The sequence below is a fragment of the Pedococcus sp. P2_D7 genome (genome assembly GCF_056404295.1).
The window spans coordinates 131619-152444 of the sequence record NZ_JBFUEH010000006.1 but is presented as its reverse complement, the minus strand read 5'-3'; the positions used below and the strand labels follow the sequence as shown (position 1 = coordinate 152444).

The following is a 20826-nucleotide window of genomic DNA, read 5'->3' as shown; positions in this document are numbered from 1 at the left end:
AGCGCCTGTCGGGAAGGCGAAGAGCACGTGGCGAGTGGGCGTCGACCTCGGGGTGGTTGGATGGTCGCGTGAATGCGTCCCAGTCGTCAGTGGTGATCCTCGGTGGCGGTCCAGGGGGCTACGAGGCCGCCCTGGTGGCCGCCCACCTGGGTGCCAGCGTGACGGTGGTCGACCGTGACGGAGTCGGTGGAGCGGCGGTGCTGACCGACTGCGTGCCGTCCAAGACGCTGATCTCGACGGCCGACTTCATGAGCCAGTTCGAGACAGCGTCCGACCTCGGCGTGCACCTCGAGGACCACGAGGGCGACGAGGTGTCCGACTCGGTCGCCGAGCTCACGGCGGTGAACCGCCGCATCCTGGCGCTCGCCGCGGCGCAGTCCCGCGACATCGGCGCCCGGCTGGCGGCCGACGGCGTGCAGGTGCTGGCCGGCACCGGTCGGCTGCTCACCCCCGGGACCGTCGAGGCGACCCTCGCCGACGGCACCACCCAGACCCTCCCCGCCGACGTCGTCCTCATCGCCACCGGCGCCACGCCCCGGGTCGTGCCGACCGCCCAGCCCGATGGTGAGCGCATCCTCACCTGGCAGCAGATCTACTCCCTCGCCGAGCTCCCCGAGCACCTGGTCGTCGTCGGCTCGGGTGTCACGGGTGCCGAGCTGGCACAGGCCTACCTCGGTCTCGGCTCCCGCGTGACGCTCGTGTCGTCGCGTGACCGTGTGCTCCCCGGCGAGGACGCCGACGCCGCCACGGTCATCGAGGACGTCTTCCGCAAGCGCGGCATGGATGTGCTCGGGCGCTCGCGGATGGCCTCGGTGTCACGCACCGAGTCGGGCGTCGTGGTCCGGCTCGAGGACGGTCGCGAGGTCGAGGGCAGTCACGCGCTCCTCGCCGTCGGCTCCGTCCCCCAGACCTCGGGCATCGGCCTCGAGGACATCGGGGTGGCCGTGAGCGAGTCCGGGCACATCGTCGTCGACAAGGTCTCGCGCACCTCCGTGCGCGGTGTGTATGCCGCGGGCGACTGCACCGGCGTCCTTCCCCTCGCGTCCGTGGCCGCGATGCAGGGGCGGATCGCGATGGCGCACTCCCTGGGCGACGCCGTGGCCCCGCTCAACCTGAGGGCCGTCTCGGCCAACATCTTCACCGACCCCGAGATCGCGACGGTCGGGTTCTCCCAGAAGGACCTCGACGAGGGCACGGTCGACGCGACCTCGGTGATGTTGCCGCTGTCCACCAACCCGCGCGCCAAGATGCAGGGCATCACCGACGGGTTCGTGAAGCTGTTCGCGCGCAAGGGTGGTGGCACCGTCGTCGGCGGGGTCGTCGTGGCGCCGCGGGCTTCCGAGCTGATCTACCCGGTGACGTTGGCGGTGCAGCATGCACTCACCGTCGACCAGCTGGCCGGGACCTTCACGGTCTACCCCTCCCTCTCCGGCTCGGTGGCCGAGGCCGCCCGCCAGCTCCACCAGCGCGACTGACCTGTCGTAGGGCGGTCCGCCGGTATTTCCCCCGGGTTGGTGGGTAATGTCCACAGTGAGCGTGCTGTGGCGCGGACTCCGATTCCCGAGAAGGTTCCCTAGGAAGGGCAAATCAAATGGCTGGCTCCTGGCTGGACAAGGTGAAGGACTACGTCAAGGGCAACCCGCAGCAAGCGGACTCGGCTCTCGACAAGGTCGAGGACGTCATCGACAAGCAGACCGGGGGCAAGTACTCCGAGCAGATCGACCAGGGCGCCGACGCCCTCCGCGACAAGCTGGGTCTGCCCGAAGAGCAGCCAGCACCTGCGCCGGCCCCTGAGCCTGCTCCCGAGCCCGAGCCCGAGCCCGAGCCTGCCCCGGCTCCTGAGCCCGAGCCTGCCCCGGCACCAGCCCCCCAGCCTGCCCCGGCCCCTGAGCCCGAGCCAGACCCTGCCCCGGCACCTGAGCCCGAACCCGCTCCCGAGCCTGCACCGGCACCAGCCCCCGCCCCCGAGCCCTTCCCGGCCCCGGGTGACCCGGTGCCGTCCGACCCCACCCCAGACCCCGTGCCCTCCGAGCCGGCCCCCGACCGCCCGAGTTGGGACGAGCCGGCCCCCACGACGCCCGAGCCCACCCCGGCCCCCAACCCCTCGCCGTCGACCGGAGACCCCCAGCCGGGCTCCTCAGACGGGCCGCTCACCCCGGGTGAGCCCCAGCAGCCCGGTCAGCCGGGCGGGCCGCTCGACCCTGCCCAGCGGCCCGACGCGGGGGCCGAGTCGGAGCCCGGCGACGAGGGGACCAAGGAGCTGCCCCCGTTCGGTCGCTGAGCGCCAGGCACACGGCATACGTCCGCGGCGTCGTCTCCCGGCTGGGAGGCGGCGCCGTCGGCGTGTCCGGTGAGGGTGCGCAGGGCAGGCCCGGGTGACGTAGGCACTTTGTCGGTGGGCAGCGACCCGGCTCGGCGTGACGATCGGTTCAGCAGGGATCACATCCACCAGCCGCACCTGGGAGGTCCCATGTTCCGCCACCTCACGTCAACCCACACCGTGGTCCGTCCACTGCTCGCAGCACTCAGCGCGGTGGCGCTGAGCGTCATGCTCGCGCCGTTCGCCGCAGCCTCCAGCAACGTGGTCTTCCGGTCGCACGAGACGTTGAAGGACACCCACATCGAGCAGGAGGAGCACGACGACTTCTGTGACGTCCCGTTCCTCGTCCGCTGGGAGGGCAGGGTCACCATCACCGAGACGGGCATCGCCCGCGGAGGTGGGGACCTCGAGTACTTCTCGATCCACGTCTCGGCGGAGGACACCTTCTCCAACGTGGAGACTGGCGCCTCGTTCCGGTCCGTCGACACCTTCAACGGCCGTGACCAGAAGCTGACCCTGAACGCCGACGGCACCCTCACCGTCGACTTCATGGACCGGTTCTCGTCCAAGCTGTTCGGGAGCGACGGCAAGCTGCTCGGCCTCGACGCCGGCACCGTCGCGGGCACCCTGGTCATCGACCTCAACGACCCCCAGGATCCGGAGGACGACACCGTCCTCAGCGAGACGATCATCAGGGACCACGGGACCCGCACCTTCGGCGAGCGGGACTTCTGCCAGGACGTCCTCGACTTCCTCGGCTGACCCACCGCCCACCGGGCTGGCTCCACCGAGCTGACCTTCCACACCACGGCGCCGCCTCCCGGCTGGGAGGCGGCGCCCGTCATGCTCGACGTGGTGCAGGGCATGACGTGGTGCGAGGTATGCCGCGCGCGTCAGTCCTTGATCTCGGCGATCACGGCGCCGTTGGTCACGGTCTGGCCCACCTCGGCCACGAGTCCGGTGATGGTCCCGGCCTTGTGGGCGTTGATCGGCTGCTCCATCTTCATCGCCTCGAGGACGACGACCAGCTCGCCGGCGGCGACCTCCTGGCCTTCCTCGACGGCGATCTTGACGATGGTGCCCTGCATCGGGGCGGTGAGGGAGTCGCCCGAGGCGGCCGCACCGGCCTTGGAGCCACCGGAGCGTCGCGGCGCCTTCTTCTTCGCGGCGCTGGAGCCACCACCGAGCGAGAGCCCGCCGGGGAGCACGACCTCGAGGCGCTTGCCGCCGACCTCGACGACCACGCTCTGGCGTTCGCCGGTCTCCTCGGGCGCCTCGGCCACGACACCCGAGTAGGGCGCGATCTGGTTGTCGAACTCGGTCTCGATCCAGCGGGTGTGCACCGAGAACGGCTTGTCGCCCTCGGGCGCGAAGGCAGGGTCGGACACGATGACGCGGTGGAACGGCAGGACGGTCGGCATGCCGTCGACGACGAACTCCGCGAGCGCGCGCCGCGAGCGCTCGAGCGCCTGGTGCCGGTCGCTGCCGGTGACGATGAGCTTGGCGAGCATCGAGTCGAACGCGCCACCGATGACGTCGCCGGCGACGACACCGGAGTCGAGGCGGACCCCCGGACCGGACGGTGGCTCGAACACGGCCACGACACCGGGGGCGGGCAGGAAGCCGCGGCCGGCGTCCTCGCCGTTGATGCGGAACTCGAAGGAGTGGCCGACCGGGGCGGGGTCGTCGTAGCCGAGGGCCTCACCGTTGGCGATGCGGAACTGCTCGCGCACCAGGTCGATGCCGGTGACCTCCTCGGTCACCGGGTGCTCGACCTGGAGGCGGGTGTTGACCTCGAGGAACGAGATCGTGCCGTCCTGGCCGACGAGGAACTCGCAGGTGCCGGCGCCGGTGTAGCCGGCCTCGGTGAGGATGGCCTTGGACGCCCGGCGCAGCTCGGCGTTCTGCTCGTCGGACAGGAACGGCGCGGGGGCCTCCTCGACCAGCTTCTGGTGGCGGCGCTGCAGCGAGCAGTCCCGGGTGGAGACGACGACGACGGTGCCGTGGGTGTCGGCCAGGCACTGGGTCTCGACGTGCCGCGGCTTGTCCAGGTAGCGCTCGACGAAGCACTCGCCGCGACCGAACGCCGCGACCGCCTCACGGGTGGCCGAGTCGAACAGCTCGGGGATCTCCTCGATGGTGCGCGCGACCTTGAGGCCGCGACCGCCGCCACCGAAGGCCGCCTTGATGGCCACGGGCAGCCCGTGCTCCTGGGCGAACGCGATGATCTCGTCGGCGTCGGCCACCGGGTCGGCGGTGCCGGGCACCAGGGGGGCGTTGGCGCGGGCGGCGATGTGGCGGGCCTTGACCTTGTCGCCGAGGGAGTCGATGGCGTCGGGGGAGGGGCCGATCCAGGTCAGCCCGGCGTCGAGGACCGCTTGGGCGAAGGAGGCGTTCTCGGCGAGGAAGCCGTAGCCGGGGTGGACGGCGTCGGCCCCGGACTTGCGGGCGACCTCGAGCAGCTTCTCCTGCACGAGGTAGGAGTCGCCGGGGGTCGCGCCACCGAGCGCGTAGGCCTCGTCGGCGACCTTGACGTGCAGGGCGTCGCGGTCCGGATCGGCATACACGGCAACGGAGCCGATGCCGCTGTCCGCGCACGCCCGCGCGATGCGGACGGCGATCTCGCCCCGGTTGGCAATGAGGACCTTGGAGATCGGCTTCGTCGTCGTCTCGGAGATGGGCGCCATGCGCCGGAGCCTAGCCCGTTTCCGTGACGTCACCCCCACCCACCCGGTGTGGCCTCGGTGACACTCGGACGGCCCGGGTGGTACCTCCCCGTGCTGACCGGTGACCCGTCAGGAAACCGTTGCGGGCGCGGCATACAGTCGAGTCCATGACCTCAGTCCCGAACCTCCAGCTCTCCACCGGCGCCGACCCGATCGACATCCCCCAGCTGGGGTTCGGGGTGTGGCAGGTGCCGGACGCCGAGGTCGACGCGGCCATCGCGACCGCCCTCGAGGTCGGCTACCGCAGCATCGACACCGCGCGGCTCTACGGCAACGAGGAGGGCGTCGGGCGGGCCATCGAGGCGACCGAGCTGTCCCGCGACGACCTGTTCGTCACCACCAAGGTGTGGAACGACGACCACGGGTTCGAGCGCACGCTCGCGGCCTTCGACGCCTCACTCGGTCGCCTCGGCCTCGACGTCCTCGACCTCTACCTCATCCACTGGCCCACGCCGGCCAAGGACAACTACGTCGACACCTGGAAGGCGCTGCTCAAGCTCCGTGACGACGGCCGGGTCCGGGCCGTCGGGGTCTGCAACTTCGAGATCGACCACCTGCAGCGGCTCGCCGACGAGACCGGCGAGCTCCCCGCCATCAACCAGGTGGAGCTGCACCCCTACCTCCAGCAGGCGGCCCTGCGCGAGTTCCACGCGGACCACGGGATCCTCACCGAGGCCTGGAGCCCGCTCGCGTCCGGCGGCTCCGTCCTCGACGACCGGGTGGTCCGTGACATCGCGCAGAAGCACGGGGTGACGCCGGCGCAGGCGATCCTGCGCTGGCACCTGCAGATCGGCAACGTCGTCATCCCCAAGTCCGTCACCCCGAGCCGGATCGCCGAGAACTTCGACGTCTTCGGGTTCGAGCTCGACGACGAGGACCTGGCCGCGTTCACGCCCCTGGACCGTACGGAGCGCACCGGCCCGGACCCGGTCGCCTTCAACTGAGACAGACACCGCTGTATGCCGCGTGGGCGCCCTCCGACCGGGGCGCCCCACGGCCGGTGGTGGCCAGGTCCGGGCGGCCCCGGCCCGGGCCCTAGGGTGGGCGCCATGAGCGGTGACGACGCGCGGTCGGTGCGTGAGATCGAAGAGGGCGTGCAGCGGGACTTCTCCGCGGCGATGTCCTACGGCGACTACCTGGGGCTGGACCAGCTGCTGTCGGCACAGCACCCGCGCAGCCAGCCCGCGCAGCACGACGAGCTGCTGTTCATCATCCAGCACCAGACCTCCGAGCTCTGGCTCAAGCTGATGCTGCACGAGCTGCGGTCGGCCCGGGCGCTGCTCACCACCGACCAGCTCGCCCCGGCGCTGAAGCGGCTGGCGCGGGTCAAGCGGATCCAGGAGGTCCTCACCGACCAGTGGTCGGTGCTCGCGACCCTCACCCCGAGTGAGTACGCGGAGATCCGGCCCTTCCTCGCGACCAGCTCGGGCTTCCAGTCCTGGCAGTACCGCGCCGTGGAGTTCCTGCTCGGCAACAAGAACGCCGACATGGTGAAGGTCTTCGAGCACGACGAGGCGGCCCGCTCGATGCTCGCCCAGCTGCTCGAGGAGCCCAGCCTCTACGACGAGTTCCTGCACTACCTCTCCCGTCGCGGCTACGCGATCCCGGCCGAGCTGCTGGAGCGCGACGTCACGCAGCCCTACCGGGAGAACGACGCGCTGGTCGACACCTTCGCGGCCGTCTACGCCCGCCCGACCGAGCACTGGGGCGTCTACGAGACCTGCGAGGAGCTCGTCGACCTCGAGGACAACTTCCAGCAGTGGCGGTTCCGTCACCTGCAGGTCGTCACCCGCACCATCGGGCACAAGAAGGGGACCGGCGGCTCGTCCGGCGTCGACTTCCTGCGCCGGGCCCTCGACCTGACCTTCTTCCCCGAGCTCTACACGGTGCGCACCCGCGTCTGATGGTGCGACCCTGAGGACGGCAGCGCGCCCCGAGCGTGGGTGCCCGTCCCCCGGTCACCGGTGGTCGCACGACTGAACCTGACGGCTTCCTCGCGGCGTTGAGGGGGTAGAGGGTCCACTCAGCTGGTCCTTCCTCGAGGAGGGGTGATGCGGCAGAGCGACGAGGACCGGTTCGCCGACTTCGTGCGCGTGCACAGCGCGACGTTGTTCCGCACCGCGTACCTGATGACCGGTGACCACCAGCGCTCCGAGGACCTCATGCAGACGACCCTCGTGCGGGTCTACCAGCGGTGGCCGAAGGTCGACGCCATGGAGCGCCCGGTGGCCTACGCACGCAAGGTCCTGGTCAACCAGGCCGTCTCCTGGTGGCGGCTGCGCTCGTCCCGCGAGGCGCCCCTGGTGTCCGTGGCCGAGCCCTCGTGGGGTGACCGCGTGGACGAGCTGGCTGAGCACGATCGGGTCTGGCGCGCCGTGCTGAGCCTGCCACCTCGCCAGCGGGCGGTGATGGTGCTCCGCTACTACGAGGACCTGACCGAGGCCGACATCGCCGAGACGCTCGCGATGGCACCCGGCACGGTGAAGAGCCACAGCCACGCCGCAGCGAGGAGGCTGGCCGAGCTGCTGGCCGAGCCCGTCGGCCACCGCGCCCTACCCGCCACGGAGGCAACGTCATGAGCATCGACCAGCGGCTGGCCCGGGCGATGCGTCGTGTCGCGGACGAGGTGCTCGTGCCACAGGTCGACCTGACCGCGGTGCGCTCGGCCGCCCGCGCGCACCGGATCCGCAGGGCATCCGTGGTCGCCACGGCCGCCGCCGCGGTGGTGCTGGTGGCCGCGACCTCCCTGGTGGGTGGACGCGGCACCAGCGCGCCGCAGCCGGCCACGACCCCCGACCCGCAGTCGTCCACATCGTCGTCCAGGCAGCCGTCCCTCCTGACCTACCGGTCGAGTCAGTACGACCTCACCCTCCAGTACCCCAAGGACTGGACACCGAACGCGGCGATCCGCGCCTGGAGCTGGACCACCGACGTCAAGGACTGGCGGAGCCCTGCGCACGACTGGTTCAAGGCGCCCGAGGACTCTCCCACCGGCGACGTCAGGGTCAGTGTCTGGAACGCCCCGCTCGACCCGGACACGCGCCAGGAGACCTACGCCTACCTCCTGGCGTGGGTCGAGGACTACTGCGTGAAGTCGGGCGACTCCCCCTGCACGGGGATCGACAACCGAGCGATCCAGCTGTGCCTCGAGCCGAGGGACTGCCACCCAGGCCTGCTGGTGCCGTTCGACCATGACGTTCTGGCGTTCTTCGGCGGAGGTGACTCGCAGCGTGATGCCATGACCATCGTCGCGGTATGGCGCCCCGAGTGGGACGACTCCGTGCGGCCCTATGGCGGCGCTCGAAAGCTCCTCGAGGCGTTCCTCGCGACCATGGACGTCCGCCCGAACACCCGACCGTCGTGACGGCCTACGGCGTGAGCCAGCCCTCAGGCCCGTCGGACCCGGCGGCATACGTCTCCAACGGCACCCGCCCGTCGGCCCACGCCTTGATGACCGGCTCCATCACCCGCCAGCACTCCTCGGCGGCGTCGCCGCGAACGGTCAGCAGCTGGCTGCCGTCGAAGATCTGCGCCAACACCTCGCCGTAGGGCTGCATGCGGGGAGCCGCCAGCAGGGCCGTGAGGGTCTTCTGCTCGAGGTCGACGGGGTCGCCCTCGGCGTTCATCGTCAGCGTGAGCGACACCTCCCCCGGCTTGAGGTCGATGGTGAGCCGGTCGCCGTCGGACCCGCCGACGAAGCCGGTCGGCAGGTGCGGCACGTCGCGGAAGTGGGCCACGATCTGCTTGCGCGGCGCACCCAGGGCCTTGCCGCTGCGGACGACGAACGGCACCCCTGCCCAGCGGCTGTTGGCCACCTCCAGGGTGACCTGGGCGAGCGTCTCGGTGGACCGCTTCGGGTCGACCCCCTGCTCCTTCGCGTAGTCCGGCACCTTCCGCCGGCCGATCGTGCCGGCCGTGTAGCGGGCCCGCCGCGACGACCGCTTGGGGGAGCCGCCCCAGACCTTCGTGGCCCGGAGCACCTGCGCCTTCTGGTCCTGCAGCTCGCGGGCGTCGAGGGTGGCGATCGACTCCATCGCGAAGAGCGCGAGCACCTGGAGCAGGTGGCTCTGCAGCATGTCCTTGAGCGCCCCGGCCCCGTCGTAGTAACCCGCGCGTCCTTCGAGCGCGAGGTCCTCGTCGTAGACGATCTCGACGCGCTCGATGTGCTCCGCGCTCCAGATCGGGGCCAGCATGCGGTTGGCGAACCGAAGGCCCACGAGGTTGAAAACCGTTGCCACGCCAAGGAAGTGGTCGATGCGGAAGATGTCCTCCTCAGCCACCACCTTGTGCAGCAGGGCGTTGAACGCGACCGCCGATGCGTGGTCGGTGCCGAACGGCTTCTCCAGCGCGAGCCGGGTCGTGTCCGGCAGGTCGACGTGCTGGAGCAGGTCGCAGACCTTCATGCTCACCTGCGGCGGCAGGGCGAAGAAGATCACGAGGGGCCCGTCGCCGCACCCCGCGACGAGCGCGCGCAGAGCCTCCTCGTCGAGCAGGTCAGTGCGGAGGTATGCCGTGTGCCGAGTCACCGCGGCAGTCACCTTCGCGGCCGGCTTGGCCGCGGCGAACGAGTCCTTGACGCGCGCCTTCCAGTCCGCGGTCGAGAGGTCGACCCGGTCGGCACCCACGACGCGGACCGACCGCGCCGGCTCGACGGCGAGCAGGCTGGCCAGCCCCGGCAGCAGCAGCCGGTGGGTGAGGTCACCTCCCGCGCCGAGGATCAGCAGGGTGGTCTCGGGAGGGGTCGCCATGTCTGGCAGCATTACACGGCCACCCGGGCGGCGCGTGGGCAGCGTGGTCGGTGACCACGCGGCATACTCCCTCAGCATGACCACGCACGAGCGGCAGTCGCGCGGCCCCCGAGTCATCCACACCGCGCAGGCGCTGGTCGACGAGGTGGTGGAGGTCGACGCGCTGCCGGTGCGTGGGGGCAACGCCGTCGCGCAGTCCCACGCGCGGTACGCCGGCGGCGCGGTGAACATCCTCGTCGCGGCTGCCCGGTCGGGCGCGGACGCGGTCCTCGCGGGGGCCGTCGGCACCGGCGCGAACGGCGACCTGGTGCGTGCCGCCCTGGCCGCCGAGGGGGTGTCCGTGAGCAGCCCGCCGGTTCCTGACCTCGACACCGGTATCTGCTTCGTGATGATCGAGCCCAGCGCCGAGCGCACCTTCGTGACGACCCAGGGTGCCGAGCGACGGATCACCGTGGAGTCGCTCGCCACTGCGGCTCCGGTGGGGGGCGACCTCGTGTGCGTCAGTGGTTTCTCGCTCGTCGGGCTGACCCGCGACCCGCTGCTGGCCTGGCTCGACGGGCTGGACCGCGGGGTGGTGGTGGTCCTCGACCCCGGCGCGGCCTTCGCCGACCTCACCGACGACCTGCGGGAGCGGGTGCTGGCCCGCACCGGGGTGTGGACCAGCAACTCCGACGAGGCCGCTGCGCTGACCGGGCGGTCCGACCCGGCCGCAGCGACCGGGGCCGTGGCCGACCGGCTGCCGGCCGGTGCGGTGGCCATCGTCCGCGACGGCCCCAAGGGCTGCTGGGTGCGCGAGGTCGAGGTCGTGGGCGAGCCGACCCACCTGCCGGGCTTCCCGCAGGAGCCGGTCGACACCAACGGCGCGGGCGACACCCACACCGGCGTGCTCGTCGCGTGCCGGGCGGCGGGTGCCGACTGGGAGACCGCGGCCCGGCGGGCCAATGCGGCCGGCGCGATCAAGGTGACCCGGCGTGGCCCGGCGACCGCGCCGACGGCGACCGAGATCGACTTGTTCCTTCACCAGCAGGGCCTCGACGAACAGGGACTCGCGCTGTCGGGCGCTTAGGGCGGCGGCGCTACCCCCAGGCGACGGCGAGCTGGAGGGCGGCAAGGACGGTGGCGACGGCGCAGACGACGACGAAGCTGGCGTTCCAGACCACCCGTGGCACGTGCGTGAGGGAGGCGAGCACGCCCGGGTCGCTGCCCGCGGTGCGTGACGCCATGGCCGCACCGAGGTGCCGCCAACCCCCGACGATGAGCACGATCCCGGTTGCGACCAGCACCTGAGCCTGCAGACCGTCGTCGCGCCACCACCACACCGCCGCGGTCGCGGCCAGGGCGACCACCATGACCGCCGCGGTGAGCAGCGACCGCACCCGCACCAGGGCGAGCAGGCAGATGCCGAGCACCACGGTGAGCACCGGTGCCGCCCACCCGCGACCGGCCGCCCAGACCAGGGCGGCGCCGACGACCGCCGGCGCCGGGTAGCCGGCCCAGGTCGAGACCACCCGGCCCACACCACGCGCGGGGCCGACGGTGACGGCGTGGCCGGACATGTCGCCGCGCAGCACGAACCCGGTGAAGCGGCGACCCACGGCCAGGCCCACGAGCGCGTGGCCGAGCTCGTGGACGAGGGTCACGACGAGCCGCAGCACCTGCCAGACCGGTGGCACCGCGACCACGAGGAGCGCGGCGACCACCGCCACCGTCAGGGCAGGGGCGCCCATCGCCACGTCGCCGGAGGCGGTGACGATCCGGGTGCGCAGCTCGTCCCAGTCCACGGCGGCGAACCTAGCCGACATCGCTGTGACCTGCATGAACGGCTCGCTGAGGCCCGGGGGCGATCAGACCCGGTGCGCGGCGATGAGCCGGTCGTAGAGCGCGTCGAGGTCGGCGTCCACGACCCGTCGGGCCGAGTCGGCGGCGTGCCAGTCGACGATCTCCTGCGCTCCCTGGCGGAAGGGCACGACCGCCTGCCAGCCGGGGACCAGACCCTTGATCTTGCTGTTGTCGAAGACCATCGTGTGGGCCTTGTCGCCCAGGAGGCTCGCCCCGAACTCCTCGTCGACCGCGGCCACCGCGTCCGACGGCACGTGCACCAGCCGGGGCTCGACGCCCGCGGCCTCGGCGATGTCGGTGTAGATGCGGTTCCAGCTCGGGGCCTCGTCGCCGGTGATGTGGAAGGCCTCGCCAATCGCCTCACGACGCCCGAGCAGGCCGACGAAGGCCCGCGCGAAGTCGGTGTGGTGGGTGATCGTCCACAGGGAGGTGCCGTCGCCGTGGACCAGCACCTCCTTGCCCTGACGCATCCGCTCGATGGTGGTCCAGCGCCCCTCGAAGGGCGGCAGCGTGTGGTCGTAGGTGTGCGAGGGGCGCACGATCGTCATGGGGAGCTCGTCGTCCCGGTAGGCCCGGACGAGCAGGTCCTCGCAGGCGATCTTGTCGCGGGAGTACTGCCAGAACGGGTTGCGCAGGGGCGTCGACTCGGTGACCGGCAGACGCGTCGGGGGAGTCTGGTAGGCCGAGGCCGAGCTGATGAAGACGTACTGCCCCGTGTGGGTGGCGAACTGGTCGAGCTGCTGCTGCACCTGGTCGGGCGTGAACGACAGGAAGTCCACGACGACGTCGAACTCGCGGTCGCCGACGGCGTCGCGCACAGCCACCGCATCACGCACGTCAGCCGTGAGCGCCTCGGCGTCGGGATGGGCAGGGTGCGTGGTGCTGGTGCCTCGGTTGAGGATCGCGACGTCCCAGCCCTTGGCGACCGACTCGGCGACGCACGCCGAGCTGATCACGCCGGTGCCGCCGATGAACAGAACGCTCTGACTGGCCATGTCGCGAGCCTAGGACCACGGATGCGGGCCTGCCCCTCGCGTCCGTGGTCCTAGGCTCGCATCGCGGCGACACTGCCGGGGTGCGTCGCCACCGCGACGCTGGCTGTGGCTATGCACTGCCCCCGGATGTGGGGCAGTGCATAGCGTCTCGCTCGCGTCCACCGGCGGTGCGGCAGGAACGCCGGGCAGCGGTGACCGGACGGTCAGGCGGTCGACCTCGAGGGCGTCAGACGGCCCCGAGCGGTGAGCGCGGCTGCCCCGACGAGCCACAGGGCCAGACCGGCCTGCAGGGGGACAACCCCGCCACGCCGACGTCGTGCGTGAGGTTGATCAACGGTCCGGCGACGGCATACCCGAGGCCGCCCACCACGGCGGGAACGGCGAGCACCCAGGCGGACCGGGTGCGGACGGCCAGGGCCACGACCACCGCGAGTGCGGCGCCGGTCAGCCCGAGCAGGGGAGTCGCGCCGATCTGGAGCATGGCGTGCAGGTCGAGCACCGGGGTCTCGTGGTGGTGCGTGAGCCCGTCGAGGTCGCGGTCGGCGAGCAGGTGCGGGACGCCCTCCAGGCCGCCGAGGACCCACCCGACGGCGGCGATCCGGGCCCACCGGCGGACCGCGGCGGAGGCCGCGTTGCGGGACAGCACCAGGACCGCCACCGCGGCCAGCAGAGTGCCGGCCAGCAGCAGGAGGTGCGCGATCGGCCAGGTCGGGGCGCCGAGCATGGAGGCCAGGTAGTCGTCGACGGTCTCGCCGTGGCCGTGCGGGTGCAGGTTGCCCCCGGCGCCGAGCAGCACACCGGCGGCGCCGAGCAGGGCGGCCGTGCGCCAGCGGGAGCGCGGGGCGACTGATGGCGTGGCGATGCCGGACGGGGCCGCCGTCGCGGTGCCGGACGGGGTTGCTGTGGCGGCGGACGGGGTTGCTGTCGCGGCGGACGGGCTGGTCGCGGTCACCATGTCAGCGCCCGATCAGGGTGTTGTGGGTGGCCGCGACGCTCCAGCCGCCGTCGGGGTCGCGGACCACGACGCTGGTGGACATCGCCTGGTGGGTGCCGGCCAGCGGTCCGGCCGGGACTCGGAGGGTGTTGCGCGAGACCGCGAGGACGACTCCGTCGGCGAGCTCGCGGGCGGAGACGAGCTCCATGCTGTTGACGCTCCCGGCGTAGATGGTGGCGAAGATCCCGGCGTGCCCGCCCGCGATCGCCTCCGCGTCCTGGGCGTGCTGGCCCTGGACGGTCACGAAGGACGCGTCGGGACGGTAGACCGCGCCGAAGGCGGCGCCGTCGGTGGCGTTCCAGGCACCCTCGAGCCGGCGCAGCACCTCGGTGGCGATGTCGCCGGGGGTGCGGTCGGTGGCGGAGCCGGTGACGGAGCCGGTCACGGAGGCGGTGACGGGGGCGGTGGTGATGGTGCTCATGATGATCGTCCTTTGGTTGAGTGTCTGCCTATTGATTAGAGCATTGCTCAGTGAATATAGACCCGCTCAGTCAACCTGTACAGTGGTCTGCGTGACCAGTTCCAGGACGTACCGTTCCGAGCTGCGTGAGCAGCAGGCCGAGCGCACCCGCCTGCTGATCGCCCGCTCGGCCCGCGAGCGCTTCCTGGAAAAGGGGTGGTCGGGCACGAGCGTCCGATCGGTGGCCAGCGGCGCCGGCGTCTCCGAGGCAACCGTCTACCACGTCTACGGCAGCAAGGCCGGACTCGCGGCGTCCCTGATCGATGCAGCCGAGGAGAGCGCCGACGTCGCACGCGTGGTTGCCGAGATGGCCTCGTTCGTGGGGGACCCGTCCGCCCAGCTGCGCGCCTTCGTGGGCTTCGACCGGCGCCTGTTCGAGCGTGGCGGTGACGTCCTGCGCGTCGTCGCGGAGGCCCGCCGCCAGGAGTCCGACCTCGCCGCTGCCTACGAGGTGGGGCGCGGACGGGGAGAGGCGCAGCGTCGTCGGCTCTTCGAGTCGTGGCCGGCCAAGGCCTGGGCCAAGGGCGTCGACGTGCAGACCGCCCTCGACACCTACGCCATGGTGGTCTCGCTCGAGGCCTACGACATCGCGGTGCGCGAACGCGGCTGGAGCCCCGATGCGGTCGAGCAGTGGTGGCACCGCCTGCTCGCCGAGCTCCTCCTGCGCTGAGGCGCGGCGCCCCGGGTCAGCCCAGCCGGTCGAGGTCGGCCCGGCAGCGGCGCTCGAACTCGGCGAGCTCGGTCAGCGCGTCCTCGAGGTCTCGCCGGCGCTGCTCGAGGTCGGTGCGGCGTTCGTCGATCTGCCCGAGCACGTACTCGAGCTGGCTCGCCTTGCCGCGCGGCCGGTCGTAGAGGTCGATGATCGTGCGGATCTCTTCCAGCGGGAACCCGAGCCGCTTGCCCCGCAGGATCAGGGCCAGGCGGGTGCGGTCGCGGCGGTGGTAGACCCGGGTGGTGCCGCGCCGCTCGGGGGTGATCAGACCGAGCTCCTCGTAGTGCCGCACCGTGCGGTGGGTCACCGCGAACTCGTCCGCGATCTCCCGGATCGTCCACGACCGGTCGGCCGAGTGGTCGACCTTCTCGACGACCGTCTCGACGACCGTCTCGTCGACCTCGGTGGCGGCTGGGGCTGGCATACCCGTGAGTATTGCTTTACGTTTACGTCAACGTCAAGCACATCACCCCCGTCAAGCACCACCACACCCACGGTATGCCGCGTGGCCGGGAGCGGGTCTTCGATCAAGTCCGTCCCGGCGCGCACCACGAAGGAGAACCGATGTTCGAGCTGAGCAAGGAGCACGAGGACTTCCGCAAGGTCGTCCGGGAGTTCGCCGAGGCCGAGGTCGAGCCCCACATCGCCAAGTGGGACAAGGACCACCACTTCCCGAGCGACCTGGTGCCGAAGATGGGCGAGCTGGGCCTGTTCGGCCTCGTGGTGCCCGAGGAGTTCGGCGGGATGGGCGACGACGGCGACTTCACCTCGCTCTGCGTCGCCATCGAGGAGCTCGGTCGGGTCGACCAGTCCATCGGCATCACGCTGTCGGCCGGGGTGGGCCTGGGCATCAACCCGATCCTGACCTACGGCTCGCAGGAGCAGAAGGAGCGCTTCCTGCCCGACCTGGTGGCCGGTCGCGCGCTCGCCGGGTTCGGCCTGACCGAGCCCGACGCCGGCTCCGACGCCGGTGCCACGCGCACCAAGGCGGTCCGCGACGGCGACGAGTGGGTCGTCAACGGCTCCAAGGCGTTCATCACCAACTCCGGCACCGACATCACCTCCGTCGTCACCGTCACGGCCCGGACGGGCACGAACGATGACGGCTCGGCCCAGCTCAGCGCGATCATGATCCCTTCCGGCACACCGGGATTCACCGTCGAGCCCGCCTACGACAAGCTCGGCTGGCACGCCTCCGACACCCACGGGCTGACCTTCGAGGACTGCCGCGTCCCGGCCGGGAACCTCCTCGGCAACGAGGGCGAGGGCTTCAAGCAGTTCCTCAAGACCCTCGACGACGGTCGCATCGCGATCTCGGCGCTCGCCGTCGGCATGAGCCAGCGGATGCTCGAGGAGACCACCGAGTACGCCAAGACCCGCAAGGCGTTCGGCAAGCCGATCGGCGTCAACCAGGGCGTCTCGTTCCAGATCGCCGACCTCGCCGTGATGGTCGAGGCGTCCCGCCAGCTGACCTACAAGGCCGCCTGGCTCAAGGACGAGCTGGAGCACGGCCGCCGCTCGGTCAAGGAGGTCAAGCAGGCCGCCGCGATCTGCAAGCTCTACTCCACCGAGGCCGCCGTCACCGCGACCCGCATCGCCACCCAGGTCTTCGGCGGCAACGGCTTCATGGAGGAGTACCCCGTGGCCCGCTTCTACCGCGACGCCAAGATCCTCGAGATCGGGGAGGGCACCTCCGAGGTGCAGCGCATGGTCATCGCCCGCCACCTCGGCCTGCCGACCGCCTGATCCCGTGGCAACCGTCCCAGACGCAGCAACTCCCGAGGCAGTGCGAGAGGGTATGCCGGTGACCTCCACCCCCGCGTCCGTCCCGTCAGAGCCCGCCGGCCAGCCCCCGTTCGCCGTCGGCGACGACAGTGGGTCCGACCCCAAGGTGACCGACGTCCGCGACCGGCTCGCCGCGGCATACCTCGCCTCCGCGACTGCGCCGGCGAAGGCGCAGGCGAAGCTCGACGACCAGGGCAAGCTCTATGTGCGCGACCGGATCGCGCTGCTCTTCGACGAGGGGAGCTTCGTCGAGGACGCGCGCTACGCGAACGCCACGGCGACCGGCCTCCCGGCGGACGGCGTGGTCACCGGACGGGGGACCGTCGACGGCCGGCCCGCGATCGTCATCGCCAACGACCCCACTGTCAAGGCCGGGTCGTGGGGTGCGCGCACGGTCGAGAAGATCGTGCGGGCCACCGAGATGGCGCTGCGTGAGGAGCTGCCGGTCTTCTGGTTCGTCGACTCCGCGGGTGCCCGCATCACCGACCAGGTCGAGATGTTCCCGGGCCGACGCGGCGCGGGGCGCATCTTCCACAACCAGGTCGCGCTCTCGGGCAAGGTCCCGCAGATCTGCTGCCTGTTCGGTCCGAGCGCTGCGGGCGGGGCGTACATCCCGTCGTTCACCGACCTGATCATCATGGTCGAGGGCAACGCCTCGATGTACCTCGGCAGCCCGCGCATGGCGGAGATGGTGGTGGGTGAGAAGGTCTCGCTCGAGGACATGGGCGGAGCACGGATGCACTGCACCGTCTCCGGCGTCGGCGACCTGCTCGTCGGCGACGACACCGAGGCCATCGAGATGGCGCGCCTCTACTTCTCCTACCTGCCGTCCAGCTGGCGCACCGACCTGCCGAGCTACGCGCCGGAGGAGCCGTCGGTGCCGCTGACCCGACACACGGTGCCCGAGCGCGAGAGCCAGCCGTTCGACATCCACGAGGTCATCGACGGCCTCGTCGACGACGAGTCGTTCTTCGAGATCAAGCCGCTCTTCGCGCCCGAGCTCGTCATCGGGTTCGGGCGGATGTCCGGCGAGACGGTCGGCATCGTGGCCAACAACTCGATGGTCAAGGGCGGCGTGCTCTTCACCGACAGCGCCGACAAGGCGGCCCGGTTCATCTGGTTGTGCGACGCCTACTCGATCCCGCTCATCTACCTCGCCGACGTGCCGGGCTTCATGATCGGCTCCGAGGTCGAGCGCGGCGGCATCATCCGCCACGGCGCCAAGATGGTCTCGGCCGTCTCCTCGGCCACCGTGCCGCAGTTCTGCGTGATCGTGCGCAAGGCCTACGGCGCCGGGCTCTACGCGATGGGTGGGCCGGGCTTCGGTCCCGACGCGACGATCGCCCTGCCGACCGCCCGCATCGCGGTGATGGGGCCGGAGGCCGCCGTCAACGCGGTCTACGCCAACAAGATCGCCGCGATCGAGGACCCCGCCGAGCGAGAGCAGTTCGTGCAGGACATGCGGCGGGAGTACGAGGAGGACGTCGACCTCGAGCGGCTCGCCGCCGACCTGGTGCTCGACCAGATCATCGAGGCCGACGCGCTCCGGGCCGAGCTGCTGCTGCGGCTGCGCTACGCCAAGACGCGCGAGCGTCACTTCGCGACCAAGCGCCGCGACATCCCGCCCGTCTGACCGGGCCCGGCCCGGTCAGGGGCTCAGCCGCGCTCGCCCTGGGCGCCGCGGTGTGCGGAGCTGAGCAGCTCGTGCCACGGGAGCCCCAGCTCGAGGAGGAGCTCGCGCAGCAGCGGCAACGACAGACCCACGACGTTGCTGGGGTCGCCCTCGATGCCGGTGACGAAGGGACCGCCGAGCCCGTCGATCGTGAAGGCCCCGGCGACCCGGAGCGGCTCGCCGGTGGCGACGTAGGCCTCGATCTCGTCGTCGGTGAGCTTGGCGAAGTGCACGGTGGTCGAGGCGGTCGCGCCGAGCGTGGCGCCGGTGCCGCCGTCGGCCTCATCGCGGGTGTCGACCACCCAGTGACCGGTGTGCAGGATGCCGGAGCGGCCCCGCATCTGGCGCCACCGCGCGATGGCCACGGCGGGTGACGAGGGCTTGCCGTGGATCTCGCCGTCGAGGTCGAGCACGGAGTCGCACCCGATGACGACCGCGTCGTCGATCTGGTCGGCGACGTCCTCGGCCTTGGCCCGGGCGAGCACCAGGGCGACGTCCTCGGCGACGAGCTCGCCGTAGGTCTCCCGGGCCGCCGCCGTGACGGCGTCCTCGTCGACCGAGCTCACGACGATGCTGGGCTCGAGTCCGGCGGCGGCGAGCAGCTTGCGGCGGGCGGGGGAGGCGGAGGCGAGGACGAGGGTGGTCACGAGGTGAGGCTACCGACCCCCGGGCATGGACTCAGCCGAGCTGGTCGTCGACGAAGCACCAGCGCCAGGACTCCCCGGGCTCGAAGCTGCGCATGACCGGGTGCTCGGTCTCGCGGAAGTGGGCGGACGCGTGCTTGTGGGGTGAGGAGTCGCAGCAGCCGACGTGACCGCAGTCGAGGCACAGCCGCAGGTGCACCCAGGTCGTGCCGTCGCGCAGGCACTCCTCGCACCCGTGCGGGCTGGTCGGCGCCACGAAGCGGTCGTGGTGGGCGGCCAGGTGCTCGCACTCGTCCTCGGCCCGCTCCGGCGGCAGCAACGGGTCCTCGCGCAGCTCGTCGGAGCGCTCCTCGATCCGGTCGAGCATCGACTCCTCGATGTCGAGCTGGGCGAAGACGTGGCCGAGGACCTCCTGGTCGACGGTGCCACCGTCGCGGATCCGCAGGAGCTCGGCGCGTTCGGCGTCGAGCATGATCATCCGCACCCGGCGGTAGGTCGCGCTCGGCGTCTCCACCGCGTCGGCCCGCCCCTGGCCGAGCCGCTCCCACACGATGTTGGTGCGGGTCTCGGCGCGTCCGCGGAGGGTCTCGATGATGTCGCCGTCGACGTCGTCGTGCTCCTCCAGCGCCTTGAGGCCGGCGGCCACCGACGACTGCAGGATCGTCGCCTCCTGGAGGGCGTCCTCGCGGGGGTCCGGACCCCGCACGCCGAGGGCCTTGGCCAGCCAGGGGAGCGAGAGTCCTTGCAGGAGCAGGGTCGCGACCGTGACGGCCATGGCGGCCAGCACCAGCGTCGAGCGCTGCGGGGTGTTGGGTGGCAGGGCGAACGCGGCGGCGAGCGTGACCACGCCGCGCATGCCGGCCCACGAGATGACGGCGGCGGCCTTGGGGTGGAACTTGCCCTCACCCTCCATGAACTTGTGCTGCACCCACTTGAACGGGAAGACCCAGATCGGCCGGATGATGATCACGGTCGCCAGCACGGCCAGGCAGGTCGCCACGATCGTCCCCCACCCGGGGCCGGTGTCGTTCGCGTCGGAGACCAGCCGCCGCATCTGCATGCCGAGCATGAGGAAGACGACGTTCTCGAGGATGAACTGGATCGTGGACCAGTTGATCCGTTCGCTGACCCGCGACGACGCGTTCTGCACGATGGGCGACTTGTGCCCGAGCAACAGCCCCGCGACGACCACCGCGAGCACGCCGGACCCGTGCAGCTGCTCGGCCGGGAGGTAGGCGAGGTAGGGGACGATGAACGAGATCGAGGTGTCGATGGCCGACTCGGTGACCTTGCGTCGCACGTACGCGATCACGACGCCGACCAGCACCCCGAAGCCCACCCCGAGCACCACGGCACGGGTGAAGTCGAACGCCACCGACCCCGTCGAGACCTCCGAGGCGTGCTCGCCCGCGACGGCGGCAGCGAGGGGGAACGCCGCGATGGCGGTGCGCAGCGACACCAGGGCGGTGGCGTCGTTCACCAGCGACTCGCCCTCGAGGATCGTCACGATCCGCCTGGGCAGGCCGATCCGCCGGGCCACGGCGGTGGCCGCGACGGCGTCTGGTGGCGCGACGATCGCGCCGAGGGCGAACGCCACCGCGAAGGGCACGCCCAGGAGCCAGTACACGACCAACCCGACCCCCGCCGCCGTGAACAGCACCAGGCCCACGGAGAGCCCGAGGATCGGGGCCCAGTTGGCGCGGAAGTCCACGAGCGACGTGCGGATCGCCGCGGCATACAGCAGGGGCGGGAGGAGGCCGACGAGGACGACCTCTGAGCTCAGCTCGGGCTCGGGGATGAACGGCACGTAGCTGACCGCCACCCCCACCACGAGCAGCACGAGGGGCGCGGCCACCCGCAGCCGCTGGGCGAACCCGGCGACGAGGATGACGGTGCCGATGATGGCGACGATCGCGCCGGCGGTTCTCACC

At 71.4% G+C, this 20826-nt stretch carries 20 protein-coding genes; 11 read left to right on the top strand and 9 right to left on the bottom strand.

The annotated features are described in order from the left end of the window. The first annotated feature begins 68 nt into the window (after positions 1 to 68). The 3 genes from AC1DWJ_RS15750 (at position 69) to AC1DWJ_RS15740 (ending at position 3082) form a co-directional block, all read left to right on the top strand. On the top strand, positions 69 to 1475 hold the full coding sequence (locus tag AC1DWJ_RS15750) for an NAD(P)H-quinone dehydrogenase (protein WP_457252571.1): 1407 nt from the start codon (positions 69 to 71) through the stop codon (positions 1473 to 1475). A 116-nt stretch (positions 1476 to 1591) separates the two neighbouring features. Then, positions 1592 to 2281 carry an antitoxin gene (locus AC1DWJ_RS15745; protein ID WP_477621279.1) on the top strand — a complete coding sequence of 230 codons (690 nt, stop codon included), beginning with the start codon at positions 1592 to 1594 and terminating at the stop codon, positions 2279 to 2281. 189 nt (positions 2282 to 2470) lie between these two features. After that, positions 2471 to 3082 carry a hypothetical protein gene (locus tag AC1DWJ_RS15740; protein ID WP_477621278.1) on the top strand — a complete coding sequence of 204 codons (612 nt, stop codon included), beginning with the start codon at positions 2471 to 2473 and terminating at the stop codon, positions 3080 to 3082. A gap of 131 nt (positions 3083 to 3213) precedes the next feature. On the opposite strand, the gene AC1DWJ_RS15735 is transcribed toward AC1DWJ_RS15740, so the two are convergent. Beyond that, positions 3214 to 5007 (bottom strand): acetyl/propionyl/methylcrotonyl-CoA carboxylase subunit alpha, encoded by a 1794-nt coding sequence (locus tag AC1DWJ_RS15735; protein WP_477621277.1) that lies wholly within the window; start codon positions 5005 to 5007, stop codon positions 3214 to 3216. Positions 5008 to 5153: 146 nt separating this feature from the next. On the opposite strand from AC1DWJ_RS15735, the gene AC1DWJ_RS15730 reads away from it, so the two are divergent. The 4 genes from AC1DWJ_RS15730 (at position 5154) to AC1DWJ_RS15715 (ending at position 8410) form a co-directional block, all read left to right on the top strand. Continuing rightward, positions 5154 to 5990: an aldo/keto reductase gene (locus AC1DWJ_RS15730; RefSeq protein WP_477621276.1), complete on the top strand. Its 837-nt coding sequence runs from the start codon at positions 5154 to 5156 to the stop codon at positions 5988 to 5990. Positions 5991 to 6095: 105 nt separating this feature from the next. Further along, entirely contained in the window at positions 6096 to 6950 is an 855-nt protein-coding gene (gene kynA, locus AC1DWJ_RS15725; protein WP_477621275.1) for a tryptophan 2,3-dioxygenase, read from the top strand. 147 nt (positions 6951 to 7097) lie between these two features. Beyond that, positions 7098 to 7625 carry a SigE family RNA polymerase sigma factor gene (locus AC1DWJ_RS15720; RefSeq protein WP_477621274.1) on the top strand — a complete coding sequence of 176 codons (528 nt, stop codon included), beginning with the start codon at positions 7098 to 7100 and terminating at the stop codon, positions 7623 to 7625. Next, complete coding sequence (locus AC1DWJ_RS15715; protein ID WP_457252564.1) at positions 7622 to 8410, top strand: hypothetical protein; 789 nt, start codon at positions 7622 to 7624, stop codon at positions 8408 to 8410. Before AC1DWJ_RS15720 ends, AC1DWJ_RS15715 begins: the two co-directional genes overlap by 4 nt. Before the next feature lie 4 nt (positions 8411 to 8414). On the opposite strand, the gene AC1DWJ_RS15710 is transcribed toward AC1DWJ_RS15715, so the two are convergent. Continuing rightward, entirely contained in the window at positions 8415 to 9794 is a 1380-nt protein-coding gene (locus tag AC1DWJ_RS15710) for a glucose-6-phosphate dehydrogenase (RefSeq protein WP_477621273.1), read from the bottom strand. 76 nt (positions 9795 to 9870) lie between these two features. On the opposite strand from AC1DWJ_RS15710, the gene AC1DWJ_RS15705 reads away from it, so the two are divergent. Continuing rightward, a complete protein-coding gene (locus tag AC1DWJ_RS15705; protein WP_477621272.1) occupies positions 9871 to 10860 on the top strand; it encodes a PfkB family carbohydrate kinase in 990 nt (329 codons plus the stop codon). A 10-nt stretch (positions 10861 to 10870) separates the two neighbouring features. Here AC1DWJ_RS15705 and AC1DWJ_RS15700 read toward each other — a convergent pair whose 3' ends face one another. From AC1DWJ_RS15700 to AC1DWJ_RS15685, 4 genes are all read right to left on the bottom strand, one after another. Further along, positions 10871 to 11596 carry a M50 family metallopeptidase gene (locus AC1DWJ_RS15700; protein ID WP_457252561.1) on the bottom strand — a complete coding sequence of 242 codons (726 nt, stop codon included), beginning with the start codon at positions 11594 to 11596 and terminating at the stop codon, positions 10871 to 10873. A gap of 42 nt (positions 11597 to 11638) precedes the next feature. Further along, positions 11639 to 12628, bottom strand: coding sequence for an SDR family oxidoreductase (locus tag AC1DWJ_RS15695; protein ID WP_477621271.1), 990 nt, complete (start codon positions 12626 to 12628; stop codon positions 11639 to 11641). A 226-nt stretch (positions 12629 to 12854) separates the two neighbouring features. Further along, complete coding sequence (locus AC1DWJ_RS15690; protein ID WP_477621270.1) at positions 12855 to 13583, bottom strand: hypothetical protein; 729 nt, start codon at positions 13581 to 13583, stop codon at positions 12855 to 12857. 1 nt (position 13584) lies between these two features. After that, on the bottom strand, positions 13585 to 14043 hold the full coding sequence (locus AC1DWJ_RS15685; protein WP_477621269.1) for an SgcJ/EcaC family oxidoreductase: 459 nt from the start codon (positions 14041 to 14043) through the stop codon (positions 13585 to 13587). Positions 14044 to 14134: 91 nt separating this feature from the next. On the opposite strand from AC1DWJ_RS15685, the gene AC1DWJ_RS15680 reads away from it, so the two are divergent. After that, entirely contained in the window at positions 14135 to 14752 is a 618-nt protein-coding gene (locus AC1DWJ_RS15680) for a TetR/AcrR family transcriptional regulator (RefSeq protein ID WP_457252557.1), read from the top strand. A gap of 16 nt (positions 14753 to 14768) precedes the next feature. Here AC1DWJ_RS15680 and AC1DWJ_RS15675 read toward each other — a convergent pair whose 3' ends face one another. Next, on the bottom strand, positions 14769 to 15218 hold the full coding sequence (locus AC1DWJ_RS15675; protein ID WP_457252556.1) for a MerR family transcriptional regulator: 450 nt from the start codon (positions 15216 to 15218) through the stop codon (positions 14769 to 14771). 140 nt (positions 15219 to 15358) lie between these two features. Between AC1DWJ_RS15675 and AC1DWJ_RS15670 the strand changes: the two genes are divergently transcribed. After that, positions 15359 to 16540, top strand: a complete 1182-nt coding sequence (locus AC1DWJ_RS15670) for an acyl-CoA dehydrogenase family protein (RefSeq protein WP_457252555.1) — start codon at positions 15359 to 15361, stop codon at positions 16538 to 16540. 52 nt (positions 16541 to 16592) lie between these two features. After that, on the top strand, positions 16593 to 18212 hold the full coding sequence (locus tag AC1DWJ_RS15665; protein WP_477621396.1) for an acyl-CoA carboxylase subunit beta: 1620 nt from the start codon (positions 16593 to 16595) through the stop codon (positions 18210 to 18212). Positions 18213 to 18235: 23 nt separating this feature from the next. Here AC1DWJ_RS15665 and AC1DWJ_RS15660 read toward each other — a convergent pair whose 3' ends face one another. Further along, the gene (locus tag AC1DWJ_RS15660; RefSeq protein WP_457252553.1) at positions 18236 to 18898 is read right to left on the bottom strand and encodes a Maf family protein; all 663 of its coding nucleotides are present in this window, start codon (positions 18896 to 18898) and stop codon (positions 18236 to 18238) included. A 31-nt stretch (positions 18899 to 18929) separates the two neighbouring features. After that, entirely contained in the window at positions 18930 to 20825 is a 1896-nt protein-coding gene (locus tag AC1DWJ_RS15655; protein WP_457252552.1) for a Na+/H+ antiporter, read from the bottom strand. Between the last annotated feature and the right edge of the window lies 1 nt (position 20826).

Coding starts and splice junctions, on each gene's coding strand:
- AC1DWJ_RS15730 (WP_477621276.1), top strand. CDS start 5,154: ATGACCTCAGTCCCGAACCTCCAGCTCTCCACCGGCGCCGACCCGATC.
- AC1DWJ_RS15745 (WP_477621279.1), top strand. CDS start 1,592: ATGGCTGGCTCCTGGCTGGACAAGGTGAAGGACTACGTCAAGGGCAAC.
- AC1DWJ_RS15685 (WP_477621269.1), bottom strand. CDS start 14,043: ATGAGCACCATCACCACCGCCCCCGTCACCGCCTCCGTGACCGGCTCC.
- AC1DWJ_RS15710 (WP_477621273.1), bottom strand. CDS start 9,794: ATGGCGACCCCTCCCGAGACCACCCTGCTGATCCTCGGCGCGGGAGGT.
- AC1DWJ_RS15695 (WP_477621271.1), bottom strand. CDS start 12,628: ATGGCCAGTCAGAGCGTTCTGTTCATCGGCGGCACCGGCGTGATCAGC.
- AC1DWJ_RS15675 (WP_457252556.1), bottom strand. CDS start 15,218: ATGCCAGCCCCAGCCGCCACCGAGGTCGACGAGACGGTCGTCGAGACG.
- AC1DWJ_RS15700 (WP_457252561.1), bottom strand. CDS start 11,596: ATGTCGGCTAGGTTCGCCGCCGTGGACTGGGACGAGCTGCGCACCCGG.
- AC1DWJ_RS15705 (WP_477621272.1), top strand. CDS start 9,871: ATGACCACGCACGAGCGGCAGTCGCGCGGCCCCCGAGTCATCCACACC.
- AC1DWJ_RS15670 (WP_457252555.1), top strand. CDS start 15,359: ATGTTCGAGCTGAGCAAGGAGCACGAGGACTTCCGCAAGGTCGTCCGG.
- AC1DWJ_RS15665 (WP_477621396.1), top strand. CDS start 16,593: ATGCCGGTGACCTCCACCCCCGCGTCCGTCCCGTCAGAGCCCGCCGGC.
- AC1DWJ_RS15735 (WP_477621277.1), bottom strand. CDS start 5,007: ATGGCGCCCATCTCCGAGACGACGACGAAGCCGATCTCCAAGGTCCTC.
- AC1DWJ_RS15720 (WP_477621274.1), top strand. CDS start 7,098: ATGCGGCAGAGCGACGAGGACCGGTTCGCCGACTTCGTGCGCGTGCAC.
- kynA (WP_477621275.1), top strand. CDS start 6,096: ATGAGCGGTGACGACGCGCGGTCGGTGCGTGAGATCGAAGAGGGCGTG.
- AC1DWJ_RS15690 (WP_477621270.1), bottom strand. CDS start 13,583: ATGGTGACCGCGACCAGCCCGTCCGCCGCGACAGCAACCCCGTCCGCC.
- AC1DWJ_RS15740 (WP_477621278.1), top strand. CDS start 2,471: ATGTTCCGCCACCTCACGTCAACCCACACCGTGGTCCGTCCACTGCTC.
- AC1DWJ_RS15715 (WP_457252564.1), top strand. CDS start 7,622: ATGAGCATCGACCAGCGGCTGGCCCGGGCGATGCGTCGTGTCGCGGAC.